Below are 13,225 nucleotides of genomic sequence, written 5' to 3' on the forward strand. Positions count from 1 at the left end.
GCGCGCGTGCGTCAGGTGAGGTGCGTCAGCTCCACAGCCGGCCGCGCGGGCGCTTCGACGTGTCCCGTCGTGAAGCCGAGGTAGACGATGGCGACGATCTCCGTCCCCGCCTCGAACCCGCAGAGCGCGGCCACCGGCTCGCCGGCGCCCTTCGGGCAGCTCGACCAGTACGACGCGAGCCCGGCCGCGGTGGCCGCCAGCAGCGCGTTCTGCACACCGGCCGCGACGGCGTCGCGGTTCTCGGCGGTCCGCAGCGTTGTATCGCCAGGCGCCGATCCGACGACCAGCACCGCGGGCGTGCGCAGGTACTTGGTGCGCGTCTTGTCGACTTTGGCCGGGTCGTCACCCCGTGCCGCCATCGCCTCGGCGGCGACGCGGCCGAGACGGGCGCGGCCATCGCCGGTGCACAGCGCGAACCGCCACGGCCAGGTCCGCTTGTGGCAGGGCGCCCATGTGGCGAGCTCACACAGCTCGGTGACCAGCTCCAAGGGCACCTCACGCGCGCGGTCGACGAGCATGTGGGTGCGCCGCGCCCGGATGGTGGCCGCGAGGTCGGCCAACGAGGCGGAGGAGGCGGCGCTGCCCTGCACGTCAGTTGTGCGTGTGGAGCGCGGCGTTCAACCCACCCCAGGAGCCAGAACGGAGAACGACCTCGACCGCGCCCGACTGGCTGTGGCGCCGGTAGAGCAGCCCGCTCGCCCCGGAGAGCTCGCGGGCCTTCACCACGTCGCCGTCGGGCAGCTTCACGAGCGTGCCCGCGGTGACGTAGAGGCCGGCCTCGACGATGCAGTCGTCGCCGAGGCTGATCCCGATGCCGGCCTGCGCCCCGAGCAGGCAGCGCTCACCGATCGACACGACCTCCTTGCCGCCGCCGGACAACGTGCCCATGATCGAGGCCCCACCGCCGATGTCGCTGCCGTCGCCGACGACCACGCCGGCCGAGATCCGGCCCTCGACCATCGACGTTCCCAGGGTGCCGGCGTTGAAGTTGCAGAACCCCTCGTGCATCACGGTCGTCCCGGGAGCGAGATGGGCCCCGAGGCGAACCCGGCTGGCGTCGGCGATCCGCACCCCGGAGGGGATCACGTAGTCGGTCATCCGCGGGAACTTGTCGACGCCGTGGACGCTCAGCACCCTGCCCGCGCGGCGCTCGTGCCACAGGACATGGTCGACCCGGTCGGGGTGCACCGGGCCGAGGTTCGTCCACGCGACGTTCGTGAGCAGGCTGAACGCGCCGTCGAGGTTCACGGATCGGGGCAGGGCGAGGCGGTGCGACAGCAGGTGGAGGCGCAGGTAGACGTCCGCTGGATCTGCAGGTGGAGCGGCGGTGTCGACGACGAGATCAACCGGCCGCTGCACGACGCGGCGCACGTCGTCGCGGAGCTCGCCCTGAGCGTGCGCGCCGTGCGCGCCGTGATCGTCCGGAGCGGGGGCATCGCCCCAGCCGAGCGTGTGGAACCAGGTGTCGAGCACCGCGCCGTTGTCGGCGACGGTGGCCAGTCCGCGACCCCAGGCGGCAGGCATCACAGCACCTCCGGTCGAAGTGTGGGGAACAGGATCACTTCCCTGATCGAGTGGACGCCGGCGAGCAGCATCACCAGCCGGTCCATCCCGATGCCCAGCCCGCCGGTGGGGGGCAGCCCGTACTCGAGCGCCCGCAGGTAGTCCTCGTCGACCATCGCCGCCTCCGCGTCGCCGGCATCGCGCAGCCGTTGCTCCTCCACGAAGCGCCCTCGCTGCTCCACCGGGTCGTTCAGCTCGGAGTAGCCGTTCGCCACCTCGCGCCCGCCGACGAACAGCTCGAACCGCTCGGTGAGGTGGGGGTCGTGGCGGTCGAGCCGCGCGAGGGGCGAGACCTCTACCGGGTGAGCGGTGACGAACGTCGGGGCGACGAGCGAGGCCTCGGCCGTGGCCTCGAAGATCTCCTCGATCAGCTTGCCCGAGCCCCAGCGTTCCTCCCAGCGCACGCCGTGGGCCTCGGCCAGCCGGCGCACGTCGGCCACCGGCTGGGAGGGGTGCACCTCTACCCCGGTCGCCGTGGCGACGAGGTCGATCATCCGCCGTCGGGGCCAGGGACCGGCGAAGTCGACGGAGTGCTCGATGCCGCCGGAGTCGGGGATGGTCACGATCGTGGTGCCGATCGCGTCGCGCGCGGCGTTGGCGACGAGCAGCTCGGTGATCGCCATCATCTCGCCGACGTCGGCGAAGGCCTGGTACAGCTCCATCATCGTGAACTCGGGGTTGTGCTTCGCGTCGATGCCCTCGTTGCGGAACACGCGCCCGATCTCGAACACCCGCTCCATCCCGCCCACCACGAGGCGCTTCAGGTGCAGCTCCAGGGCGATGCGCATGTACAGCGTCATGTCGAGCGCGTTGTGGTGGGTGACGAAGGGACGGGCATGGGCGCCGCCGGCTTCGACGTGCAGCACCGGTGTCTCGACCTCGACGTAGCCCTCGGCCGACAACGTGCGCCGGAAGCTGGCAAGCACGGCGTGGCGCACCTCGAACGTGCGGCGGGCGTCGTCGTTCACGATCAGGTCCGCATAGCGCTGGCGGAACCGGGTGTCGGGATCGGTGAGGCCGTGCCACTTGTCGGGCAGCGGCCGCAGCGCCTTCGCGAGCAACTGCAGGCGCGTCACCTTCACCGACAGCTCGCCCTTCCTCGTCGTCATCACCGTCCCGTGTACGCCCACCCAGTCGCCGAGATCCAGCTCGCGTATGGCGGCGAACGCGTCGTCGCCGACGACGGCCAACGAGACGAACAGCTGTAGCTCGGCGGAGCGGTCGCGCATGGTGGCGAAGACGAGCTTGCCCTGCTCGCGCTTCAACATCACGCGGCCGGCGACGGCGATCTCGGCGTCGGTCTCCTCACCGGGCCCGAGCGAGCCCCACAGCGCGCGCACTTCGCCGAGGGTGTGGGTGCGGTCGAAGCGGTACGGATACGGCTCGACCCCGTCGGCGCGCAGCTGCTCGACCTGCGCGAGGCGCCGCTTCTTCTCGCCGGCGATGCCGCTGCCGTCGCCGATCCCTGCTGCCGGCGCTGCTTCGTCGGGGAGGTCGGGCGTGCTCACGAGCTACCGAACGTATCGCCTGCCGGGCACTCGGCGCGACTCGATACGGCATAGCCTGCCGTCGTGCCCGTGCGCTTCTTGATCATCGGCGGGGGGCCCGCCGGCAACACCGCCGCCACCTACGCGGCGCGCCTCGGTGCCGAGGTGACCGTCGTCGAGCGGGACATCGTCGGTGGCGCGGCTCACCTGCTCGACTGCATCCCCTCGAAGACGATGATCGCCACCGGGGGAGCGATGAGCTTCACGCGCGACATGCACGGCATGGGCCTCGAGCCGACGACTGTCGCCGAGGTGGACACCGATGCGTTGACCGACCGCATCGAGGGGATCAAGAACCACCTCCAGCGCGGCAAGGTCGAGCTGCTCACCAGCCAGGGCGTGCGCTTGGTCATCGGCACGGCCCGCTTCACCGGCAGCCACGAGGCCGAGATCACCACCGCCGAAGGCACCGAACGGGTGGTCTTCGACGCCGCCCTCGTCGCCACCGGCAGCCGGCCGCGGATCCCCGACTGGTGCCACCCCGACGGCGAGCGCATCCTCACCACCCGCGACTGCTACCCGCCGAAGGTGTTCCCGAAGAGCGTGGTCCTGATCGGCTCGGGAGTCACCGGTGTCGAGTTCGTGCACATGTTCTCCTCGTTCGGGGCCGAGGTGGCCCTCGTCGTCAGTCGCCAGCAGGTGCTTCCCGGCAAGGACCCCGAGGTGGCCGCAGTGCTGGAGGCCGACTTCATCCGCCGCGGGGTGCGCCTGGTGATGGGGGCGCGGGCGGTGGCGATCGAGCAGGACGACGACGGCGTGGTGGTGTGCTGCGACGACGGCCGCCAGGTGCGCGCCACCCATGCGGTGCTCGCCATCGGATCGGTGCCGAACAGCTCCGATCTCGGCCTCGAGGCCGCCGGTGTCGAGATGGACGGCAGCGGCTACATCCCGATCAACCACCACTGCATCACGAACGTCGGCCACATCTACGCCGCGGGCGACGTGAGCGGCAAGCTGCCGCTGTCGTCGGTGGCTTCGATGCAGGGCCGCAAGGTGGCCGAGCACGTGATGGGGCTGCACACCCGCGAACACCGCCACCTCGACTACGACAAGGCGGCATCGGCGATCTTCACCGATCCCGAGATCGCCGACGTCGGCCTCGCCGAGGCCGAGGCGTTCTCCTCGGGGCGCAAGATCCGGGTCACCAAGGTGCCCTTCTCGGCCACCCCGAAGGCGTTGATCAACAACGACTCGCGTGGGTTCGTGAAGATCATCTCCGACCCGGCGACCGGGGTCGTCCTCGGCGGATCGATCGTCGGGCGGCATGCGGCGGAGCTGATCAGCGTCATCGCCCTCGCCGTCACCGCGAACCTGAAGGTGACCGACATCGTGGAAAGCCTGCTCGTGCACCCCGCGCTCTCCGAGGCGTTGATGGAGGCGGCGGAGTGAGCGACGGGGGCGAGCGCGGCGACGCTCGGCCCGGCACACTCGGGCCAGCGCCCGCCGGAAGCGATGCCCTCGCCTCGATCGCGCAGCGGGCCCTCGCCCAGGTGATCGACAGCTTGCTCGTACTCGCACCCGTCATCGTCGTCGTGCTGGTCTTCGACATCGATCCCCTGGCCGGCCAGGACGGGGGCGAGAGCGGCGGGCTGCTTGCGGTCACCGCGCTGTGGCTCGCCATCGGCATCGTGTACGAGACGGTAGCGATCGCGGTGTTCGCGCGCACCGTGGGCAAACGAGTGCTCGGGCTGAAGGTGGTGCGCAGCGAGGACGGCGGTCGCGTCGGCTGGACCTACGCGTCGGTGAGGGCACTCGTGCCCGCTGCTGCCGGCCTGGTGCCGTACATCGGGCTCGGGTTGCAGGTGGCGGTCTACCTGCGCGCGGCGTTCCACCCGCTGCGCCAGGGCTGGCACGACGCCGCGGCCGGCACGCTCGTCGTGCTCACTCGATGACGACCACCACGTCGCCGGAGCCGACGGTGTCGCCGGCGGCGACCTTCACCTCTTTCACGGTGCCCGCCTTCTCGGCCGCGATCTGATTCTCCATCTTCATCGCCTCGAGCACGACCACCGCCTGGCCGGCCTCGACCTGCTGGCCGACCTCGACGAGGATCTTCACGATCGTGCCCTGCATCGGCACGCTCACCTGCCCGGAACCGGCGGCCGCTCCGCCGGCGCTCGACGCGCGAGGCGTCTTCTTGGCCGGCTTGGCCCCGCCGGCCGCGACCGCGAGCGGGGCCGCCTCCGGAACCCACATCTTCACGTCGAACCGCTTGCCGTTCACCTCGACCGTGGTCGCTCGTTCCACGAGCGGGGCCGCCTCACCGTCGGTCTCGGGCGCCGGCGGCGCCGCCGCGGGAGCAACGGCGGACAGATCAAGGTTCTCCTCCACCCATTTGGTCGAGTGGGTCACCGCCGCGAAGTCGGGGTGGCGCAGGATCGCGAGATCGGCGGGGATCGTGGTGGCGATCCCCTCGACGACCATCTCCTCGAGCGCGCGCACGGTGCGCCGGATCGCCGTCGGGCGATCCTTGCCCCACACGATCAGCTTGCCGACGAGGTTGTCGTAGTACTGGCTGATCTCGTCGCCCGACTCGTAGCCGCTGTCGAAGCGAACGCCGAAGCCGTCGCTGACGTGCAGCTTGCGGATGATGCCCGGTGAGGGCAAGAACTTGCCCCCTGCCGGATCCTCGGCGTTGATGCGGATCTCGATGCCGTGACCGCGTCGCTGCGCGGCCACCTCGGCCTGCGTCATCGGCAGCGGTTCGCCGGAGGCGACGCGGATCTGCCATTCGACCAGGTCGATTCCGGTGACCACCTCGGTCACCGGGTGCTCCACCTGCAGGCGCGTGTTCATCTCGAGGAAGAAGAAGTCGCCGTCCTGGTAGATGAACTCGACCGTGCCCGCGTTGTAGTAGCCGACCGCCTTGGCGGCCTTGACGGCGGCCTCTCCCATGGCGTCCTCGACGCCGGGGCCGAGTCCGGGGGCCGGCGACTCCTCGATCAGCTTCTGGTGCCGGCGCTGGGCGGAGCAGTCGCGGGTGGACACCCACACGCAGTCGCCGTGCTGGTCACCGACGATCTGCACCTCGACGTGGCGCGGCCAGGTGAGGTAGCGCTCGATGTAGATCTCGTCGCGTCCGAAGAACGCCTTCGCCTCACGCTGCGCGCTCTCCATGGCGGCCCCGACCTCGTCGGCGGAGCGCACCACCTTCATCCCGCGCCCGCCGCCGCCGTACGCGGCCTTGACCGCGAGCGGCCACCCGTGCTCGTTGCCGAACGCGGTGATCTCCGCGGCCGAGGTGACGAACTCGGTGGTGCCGGGCACGATCGGCGCCCCGCCGCGCAGCGCCGCCTTGCGGCTGGAGACCTTGTCGCCCATCTCCTGGATCGCCGATGCCGGTGGGCCGATGAAGGCCACGCCCATCTCGGTGATCGCCTGAGCGAAGTCGGCGTTCTCGCTGAAGAAGCCGTAGCCGGGGTGCACGCCGTCGGCTCCGCTGCGGCCGATGGCGTCGAGGATCGCCTCGGTGTTGAGGTAGCTCTCTGCAGCCGTCTGACCACCGAGCGCGTAGGCCTCGTCGGCCAGACGCACGTGGAGCGCGTTGCGATCGAGATCGGAGTACACGGCCACCGTGGGGATGCCCATCTCGCGGGCGGCCCGGATGACGCGGACGGCGATCTCTCCGCGGTTGGCGATCAGGATCTTTTGCAGCACGAGTGTCAATGTTGGTGCCATGGAGGGTCACTCCGCCACCCCACCGGATCCGGCGCTGCCCGGAGCGCCCGCCGAGGGGCAGTGGCCGCCCGGCTGGACGGTGCGCTACGTCGCCGAGACGGCGAGCACGAACGCGGACCTGCTCCTTGCCGGAGCGGCGGGTGCACCGGACCGCACGGTGCTCGCCGCCGGTCACCAGACCGCCGGGCGCGGGCGCCTCGATCGTCGGTGGGAGGCGCCGCCCGGCGCCAACCTGCTGGTGAGCATCCTCTTGCGCTCCGTCCCGGCGCGCCCCCAAGAGCTCACCCAGCGCGTGGCGCTGGCCGCCGCGCTCGCGACGGAGCGACTGAGCGGGGTGCGGGTTGAGCTGAAGTGGCCGAACGACCTGCTCGTCGGCGAGCGCAAGCTCGCCGGGGTGCTGGCCGAGCTGGGCCGGAGCGGGCCGGCGGACTCACGGCGGACGTTCGTGGTCGTCGGGCTCGGTCTGAACGTGGCCTGGGCTCCGGAGGGAGCAGCGTGCCTCGGCGACGGCTTCGTCGCGCTCGACGTGTTGCGGGCGTTGCTCGCCGAGCTGGACGAGTTGGACTCGCTGACGACGGGCATCGGCGCTGCCTATCGGGAGCGGCTGGCCACGGTCGGCAAGGAGGTGCGCGTGGTGCTTCCTGGCGAGGCCGAGCCGATCGTCGGCACGGCGGTGTCCGTCGAGGCCGACGGCCGGCTGGTGGTGCTCGACACCCTCGGCGTCACCCACTGGGTGGCCACGGGCGACGTCGTCCACCTACGGCACGCGTGACCGGCACAACAGCGCCCTGACGCCTCCCGCGCGAGCCGCCCAAGTAGCGTTCCTGCCGTGATCCCCACCTCGCCCGCGGTCGTGACGCGCCGCCGACGCCGTAGGCCGCTGCCGGGGATCAACGCCGTCTCCCTCGGGTTGGCCGTGGCCGTGCTCGGGTCCGGAGGACTGCTGCTCGCCACCCGCCAGAAGGCCGACAGCGTCGAGCGGGTCGAGGAGCTGGCTGGCGTCCTCACCGTCGACGTCGGTCCGTTCGAGAACTACCTGCTGGTCGGTAGCGACACCAGGGAAGGCGCCGATCCCTCCGACCCCGACTTCGGCGGCATCGGCGACACCGACGAGGTGCAGGGTCGCCGTAGCGACACCATGATGGTGCTCCACGTCGACTACGAGCGTGACACCGCCTCGCTGTTGTCCATCCCCCGTGACCTGTGGGTGGAGATCGACGGCGACGGCGAGAACCGCATCAACACCGCCTACCAAGAAGGCGCCGACACCCTCGTGCGCACCGTCCAAGACGCGCTCGGCATCCCCATCCACCACTACATCGAGGTCGATTTCCAGTCGTTCAAAGAGATCGTCGGTGCGATCGGCGGAGTCGAGGCGTGCTTCGTCGCCCCGACCCGCGATCGCAACACCGGTCTGCTCGTGCCGACGGAGGGCTGCTTCGTGCTCGACCCGGTACAGGCACTCCAGTACGCGCGGAGCCGGCACTTCGAGGAGTTCGTGTACGGCGAGTGGTTCGAGGACCCGCGCGCCGACCTCGGGCGGATCGAACGCCAGCAGGAGTTCGTCCAGTCCGCGATCGACGCCGCCCTCGCGCAGGCGCGGTCGAACCCGCTCCGCGCGAGCGAGCTGATCGACGCCGCGGCGCGCTCGCTGCGCGTCGACCCCCGCACCGACCTGGTGGAGGTGATCGACCGGCTGCTGCCGCTGGCCGACGGCGCCCTCGCCCGGTACAGCCTGCCGGTGGAGGGCACCGAGATCGACGACAAGGCGGTGCTCGTGATGCTCGACGACGCCGAAGCGTTGCTGGCGTACTTCGCCGGCACGGGGCCGCCCCCGCCGGTGACCTCGACACCGTGAGGCCCGTGCCAGACTGCGGCGCGATGAAGGCCCTGATCCTGGCGGGAGGCGCGGGTACTCGCCTGCGGCCGATCACCCATACCAGCGCCAAGCAGCTGGTGCCGGTGGCGAACAAGCCGATCCTCTTCTACGGGATAGAAGCGATGGTCGACGCCGGGATCACCGAGATCGGGGTGATCGTCGGGGACACCCGCGACGAGGTGATGGCCGCGCTCGGCGACGGCTCGCAGTGGGGGGCACGCATCACGTTCATCCCGCAGGACGAGCCGCTCGGCCTCGCGCACTGCGTGCTGCTCGCGCGCGACTTCCTCGGCGACGACGACTTCGTGATGTACCTCGGCGACAACCTGCTGGAGCAGGATCTCGGCGCGTTCGTCGACGCGTTCGAGCAGGCCCGCTCCGGCGAGTCGCCACCGGCGGCACAGATCCTGTTGAAGCAGGTGCCGGATCCACACCGCTTCGGCATCGCCGAGCTCGACCCCGAGGGCCACGTGCTGCACCTGGTCGAGAAGCCGTCCGACCCACCGAGCGACCTAGCGCTCGTCGGCGTCTACCTGTTCGACCCGTCGATCCACGAGGCCGTCGCTTCGATCAGGGCCTCGGCACGTGGTGAGCTGGAGATCACCGACGCCATCCAGTGGCTGATCGACCACGGACGCACGGTGCGGTGCGAGCTGCTGACCGGATGGTGGATCGACACCGGCAAGCTGACCCCGCTGCTCGAGGCGAACCGGCTGCTGCTGGAGACGATCGCTCCGCTGTGCCTCGGCTTCGTCGACGAGCGGTCGGTGCTCGACGGCCGTGTCGTCGTCGCCGAGGGTGCGGTGGTGGAGAACTCGACGCTGCGTGGGCCGATCGCCATCGGCGCCGACGCGCGGATCGTCGACAGCTTCATCGGCCCGTTCACGGCCATCGGCGAGCGTTGCGAGGTGCGCAACAGCGAGGTGGAGCACTCCGTCGTGATGGCCGACAGCCGCATCGTCGACATCCCCCGCCTGGAGGACAGCTTGATCGGCAGGGACGTCGAGGTGACGCGCAGCCAGCGCCGGCCGAGGGCGCTGCGCCTGATGGTCGGCGACCATTGCCAGATCGACGCGGAGTAGTACTGGAAGCGGAGTAGTCCTATGGCCACCGTCACCGAATCCGAGCGCATCGCGGGTGTCTACGTCGTCGAGCCGCGCGTCCACGGCGACGGGCGGGGGCGGTTCGTGGAGACCTACAGGCGGGAGTGGATCCCGTCGGCTCGCGAGATGCTGCAGTCCAACCGCTCCGACAAGCAGGCGGGCGCACTGGTCGGGCTGCACTACCACCTGCACCAGGCCGACTACTGGTACGTGCCCACCGGTACCGCTCGCGTGGTGCTGCACGACCTGCGCGAGGGCGGTCCGACGCAGGGGGCGACGGTGTGGTTCGACATCTCCGGCGAAGACCACCGTGGCGTCTACATCCCTCCCGGTGTCGCTCACGGGTTCGCGGCGCTGACCGACGTCGTGATGACGTACCTGGTCGACGGGTACTACAACCCCGCCGACGAGCTCGGCATCGCGTGGAACGACCCCGCGGTCGGCGCCGACTGGGGGGTCGCCGATCCGGTGCTGTCAGCGCGTGACCAGGACAACCCGCGCGTCGCCGACCTGCCGCCGGGGCGCCGCCCCTACTGGCCGATGCGGACATAGGGGTTCGCTGCGATGAAGCTCTTCGTCACCGGAGCCGCGGGGTTCATCGGCTCGAACTACGTGCGCTGGCTGCTCGACTGCACTGACGACGAAGTGACGGTGTTCGACAAGCTCACGTACGCCGGCAACCTGGAAAGCATCCGCGACGTCCTCGACGACACGCGCTGTCGCTTCGTGCGCGGGGACATCTGCGACCAGGACGCAGTCGTCGAGCAGATGGCGGGCCACGATGCCGTGGTCCACTTCGCCGCCGAGAGCCACGTCGACCGCTCGATCGTCGACCCCTACGCGTTCGTCCACACGAACGTCTTCGGCACGAACGTGCTCTGCGACGTGGCTCACAAGGTGGGGGTGGAGCGGTTCTTGCACATCTCCACCGACGAGGTCTACGGCTCGATCGAGGTCGGCTCGTTCTCGGAGACCGACATGTTGACGCCACGCTCGCCGTATTCGGCGGCGAAGGCGGGTAGCGACCTGGTGGCGCTCTCGTACTTCACCACCTACGGCCTGCCGGTGGTGGTCACGCGCTGCTCGAACAACTTCGGGCCGTACCAGTTCCCGGAGAAGGTGATTCCGCTCTTCACCACGAACCTGCTCGACGGCAAGCCGGTTCCCCTGTACGGCGACGGCGGCAACGTGCGCGACTGGATCCACGTGGAAGACCACAACCGCGCCGCCGACCTCGTGCTGCGTTCCGGGGTCGTCGGCGAGATCTACAACATCGGCGCGCACAACGAGATCACCAACCGCGAGCTGACCTACCGGCTGCTACAGCTCACCGGACGCGACGAGAGCTTCGTCGAGCCCGTCGCCGACCGCCTAGGTCACGACCGGCGATACTCGGTGAACATCGACAAGATCACCGCGCTCGGCTGGTCGGTGAGCCACGACTTCGACGAAGCGCTGGCGCGCACGGTCGACTGGTACCGCGGCCACCGCGACTGGTGGGAGCCGCTGAAGGCACGGGCCGGCCTCTGATGCGCGCCCTGCGCGTGCTCGTCACCGGCGCGGGCGGCCAGCTCGGTCGCGACGTGGTGCTGGCGTGTGAAGCCGCGGGCGACACCGTGTTCGCTCTGGGGCGAACCGAGCTCGACGTGACCGACCGCGACGCGGTGCTGGGCGTCGTCACGACGCTTGGTCCCGATGTGGTGGTGCACTGCGCGGCGTGGACCGCGGTCGACGCCTGTGAAGCAGATGCCGGCCGGGCGATGACACACAACGCCCTGGCCGTGCGCTTCGTCGCCGAGGGTTGTGCTCGGGTGGGCGCTCATCTGGTGCACGTCAGCACCGATTACGTGTTCGACGGTGCCAAGGGATCGCCGTACGACGAATGGGATGAGCCCAACCCGCAGTCGGTGTACGGGCGCTCCAAGCTGGCCGGTGAGCACGAGGCGCTCGTCCTCGGAACGGGGGCAGCCGTCGTGCGCACTTCGTGGCTGTGCGGCGAGCACGGGCCGAACATGGTGAAGACGATCCTGCGCCTGGCCGGCGAGCAGGACGAGCTGAGCTTCGTCGACGACCAGGTCGGTTGCCCGTCGTTCACCGCCGACCTGGCGCCGATGCTGCGCCGGCTAGGAGTCGACCGCCGCAGCGGCATCCACCACGTCACGAACGGCGGCGCGGTGAGCTGGTTCGGCTTCGCCCAAGAGGTGCTGCGCGCCGGCGGCATGGACGCCGGCAGGGTGCGCCCGATCGCGACGTCGGACCTGCACCCCGCCCGGCCCGCGCCCCGGCCGGCGAACAGCGTGCTCGACAACTGCGTGCTGCGCGCGAACGGGCTGCGCCCGCTGCGCGACTTCCGCGGCCCGCTGGCCGAGCTCGTCGGCGTCCTCACGTCGGCCGGCCCCGGCGTATCCGGCCCGTAGGCTGCGCCGCTGTGACCGACGCTGCCATCCGGCTGACGGAGTGGACGACCTGCGGCGGATGCGCCGCGAAGTGGGGAAAGGACCTGCTCACCAGCCTTGTCGACGAGCTGCCGCGCGGGGACGACCCGGCGCTGCTCGTCGGGTTGGCGCCGTTCGACGACGCCGCGGTGTACCGCCTGAGCGACGACCTCGCGCTGGTCAGCACCACCGACTTCTTCCCCCCGCTCGTCGACGACCCGCACGACTTCGGCGCCATCGCCGCGGCCAACGCTTGCAGCGACGTGTTCGCGATGGGCGGGCGGGTGGTCGTGGCGGTCAGCATCGCCGCCTTCCCGGAGAACTTCCCCCGCGAGGCGATCGCCGCCATCTTCGCTGCCGCGGCCGAGGTCGTTGCCGCGGCCGGAGGGACGATCGCGGGCGGTCACACCATCCGCAACCCCGAGCCGGTGTTCGGCCTCGCCGTGCAGGGCACGGTGCACCCGGATCGTGTCTTCGCCAAGGGTGGCGCCGTGGCCGGCGACGTCCTCGTGATCTCCAAGCCGCTCGGCACGGGGATCGTGCTCGCGGGCGGCGACGCGGCCGAAAAGGCCGCGGCGGTGCTCGGCATGCGTCAGCTGAACCGAGCCGCGTCGGAGGCGCTGCAGGCGATGGGCACCGCGGTGCACGGCGTCACCGACGTCACCGGGTACGGATTGGCCGGGCACGGGTGGGAGATGGCCGAACGCAGCGGTGTCGCGTTCACGTTCGAGAGCGCGCTGCTGCCGCTGTACGCCGGCGCGCTCGGTGCCGCAGAGCGCAGTGTGCGCACCGGGGGAGACGTCCGCAACCGTGCCGCCGTCGGGGAGCACGTGAGGATCGAGCCCGGTCTAGACCCGGCGTGGGAGGCGATGCTCTACGACCCCCAGACCTCGGGCGGCCTGCTGGGCGCGATCGACCCGGCGGCTGTCGACGACTGCCTCCCTGCGGGGTTCACCGTGGTCGGAACCGTCGACCCCGGCCCCTCCTGCATCCGCCTGCGCTGATTGGCTACCGTCGAGA

At 70.6% G+C, this 13,225-nt stretch carries 13 protein-coding genes; 9 read left to right on the plus strand and 4 right to left on the minus strand.

Features of this window, described 5'->3' with window-relative positions; translation table 11 throughout:
• Positions 1-11: 11 nt before the first annotated feature.
• Genes IPM43_12950 through lysS form a run of 3 tightly spaced genes read right to left on the minus strand, consistent with a single transcriptional unit; the run spans position 12 to position 3,026 of the window.
• The gene (locus IPM43_12950) at positions 12-590 is read right to left on the minus strand and encodes a nitroreductase family protein (protein QQS24302.1); all 579 of its coding nucleotides are present in this window, start codon (positions 588-590) and stop codon (positions 12-14) included.
• Between the two features lies 1 nt (position 591).
• The gene (gene dapD / locus IPM43_12955; GenBank protein ID QQS24303.1) at positions 592-1,524 is read right to left on the minus strand and encodes a 2,3,4,5-tetrahydropyridine-2,6-dicarboxylate N-succinyltransferase; all 933 of its coding nucleotides are present in this window, start codon (positions 1,522-1,524) and stop codon (positions 592-594) included.
• Complete coding sequence (gene lysS, locus IPM43_12960; GenBank protein ID QQS26463.1) at positions 1,524-3,026, minus strand: lysine--tRNA ligase; 1,503 nt, start codon at positions 3,024-3,026, stop codon at positions 1,524-1,526. The genes dapD and lysS overlap by 1 nt, the downstream gene beginning before the upstream one ends.
• Before the next feature lie 108 nt (positions 3,027-3,134).
• Between lysS and IPM43_12965 the strand changes: the two genes are divergently transcribed.
• Both IPM43_12965 and IPM43_12970 read left to right on the plus strand, forming a co-directional pair.
• Positions 3,135-4,499 (plus strand): FAD-dependent oxidoreductase, encoded by a 1,365-nt coding sequence (locus IPM43_12965; protein ID QQS24304.1) that lies wholly within the window; start codon positions 3,135-3,137, stop codon positions 4,497-4,499.
• Entirely contained in the window at positions 4,496-5,002 is a 507-nt protein-coding gene (locus IPM43_12970; GenBank protein ID QQS24305.1) for an RDD family protein, read from the plus strand. The genes IPM43_12965 and IPM43_12970 overlap by 4 nt, the downstream gene beginning before the upstream one ends.
• On the opposite strand, the gene IPM43_12975 is transcribed toward IPM43_12970, so the two are convergent.
• The gene (locus IPM43_12975; GenBank protein QQS24306.1) at positions 4,992-6,767 is read right to left on the minus strand and encodes an acetyl-CoA carboxylase biotin carboxylase subunit; all 1,776 of its coding nucleotides are present in this window, start codon (positions 6,765-6,767) and stop codon (positions 4,992-4,994) included. The two genes, IPM43_12970 and IPM43_12975, sit on opposite strands and share 11 nt — an antisense overlap.
• A 19-nt stretch (positions 6,768-6,786) precedes the next feature.
• Here IPM43_12975 and IPM43_12980 point away from each other — a divergent pair, with 19 nt between their 5' ends.
• From IPM43_12980 to selD, 7 genes are read left to right on the plus strand one after another with little or no spacing between them, the layout of a single operon-like run.
• Positions 6,787-7,560, plus strand: a complete 774-nt coding sequence (locus IPM43_12980) for a biotin--[acetyl-CoA-carboxylase] ligase (GenBank protein QQS24307.1) — start codon at positions 6,787-6,789, stop codon at positions 7,558-7,560.
• A gap of 57 nt (positions 7,561-7,617) precedes the next feature.
• The gene (locus IPM43_12985) at positions 7,618-8,646 is read left to right on the plus strand and encodes an LCP family protein (GenBank protein QQS24308.1); all 1,029 of its coding nucleotides are present in this window, start codon (positions 7,618-7,620) and stop codon (positions 8,644-8,646) included.
• Positions 8,647-8,669: 23 nt separating this feature from the next.
• Positions 8,670-9,749 (plus strand): glucose-1-phosphate thymidylyltransferase, encoded by a 1,080-nt coding sequence (locus IPM43_12990; GenBank protein ID QQS24309.1) that lies wholly within the window; start codon positions 8,670-8,672, stop codon positions 9,747-9,749.
• 21 nt (positions 9,750-9,770) lie between these two features.
• Positions 9,771-10,322 carry a dTDP-4-dehydrorhamnose 3,5-epimerase family protein gene (locus IPM43_12995; protein ID QQS24310.1) on the plus strand — a complete coding sequence of 184 codons (552 nt, stop codon included), beginning with the start codon at positions 9,771-9,773 and terminating at the stop codon, positions 10,320-10,322.
• Between the two features lie 12 nt (positions 10,323-10,334).
• Positions 10,335-11,300, plus strand: a complete 966-nt coding sequence (gene rfbB, locus IPM43_13000) for a dTDP-glucose 4,6-dehydratase (protein ID QQS24311.1) — start codon at positions 10,335-10,337, stop codon at positions 11,298-11,300.
• Positions 11,300-12,187 carry a dTDP-4-dehydrorhamnose reductase gene (rfbD, locus tag IPM43_13005; protein ID QQS24312.1) on the plus strand — a complete coding sequence of 296 codons (888 nt, stop codon included), beginning with the start codon at positions 11,300-11,302 and terminating at the stop codon, positions 12,185-12,187. The genes rfbB and rfbD overlap by 1 nt, the downstream gene beginning before the upstream one ends.
• 11 nt (positions 12,188-12,198) lie before the next feature.
• On the plus strand, positions 12,199-13,209 hold the full coding sequence (gene selD, locus IPM43_13010; protein ID QQS24313.1) for a selenide, water dikinase SelD: 1,011 nt from the start codon (positions 12,199-12,201) through the stop codon (positions 13,207-13,209).
• Positions 13,210-13,225: the final 16 nt, after the last annotated feature.

The sequence above is a fragment of the Actinomycetota bacterium genome (assembly GCA_016700055.1).
Lineage (GTDB): Bacteria > Actinomycetota > Acidimicrobiia > Acidimicrobiales > Ilumatobacteraceae > Kalu-18.

Bases quoted from the DNA above. Each gene is read 5' to 3' on its own strand.
- dapD (QQS24303.1), bottom strand. From the start codon at position 1,524: ATGCCTGCCGCCTGGGGTCGCGGACTGGCCACCGTCGCCGACAACGGC.
- IPM43_12980 (QQS24307.1), top strand. From the start codon at position 6,787: ATGGAGGGTCACTCCGCCACCCCACCGGATCCGGCGCTGCCCGGAGCG.
- IPM43_12990 (QQS24309.1), top strand. From the start codon at position 8,670: ATGAAGGCCCTGATCCTGGCGGGAGGCGCGGGTACTCGCCTGCGGCCG.
- IPM43_12995 (QQS24310.1), top strand. From the start codon at position 9,771: ATGGCCACCGTCACCGAATCCGAGCGCATCGCGGGTGTCTACGTCGTC.
- rfbB (QQS24311.1), top strand. From the start codon at position 10,335: ATGAAGCTCTTCGTCACCGGAGCCGCGGGGTTCATCGGCTCGAACTAC.
- rfbD (QQS24312.1), top strand. From the start codon at position 11,300: ATGCGCGCCCTGCGCGTGCTCGTCACCGGCGCGGGCGGCCAGCTCGGT.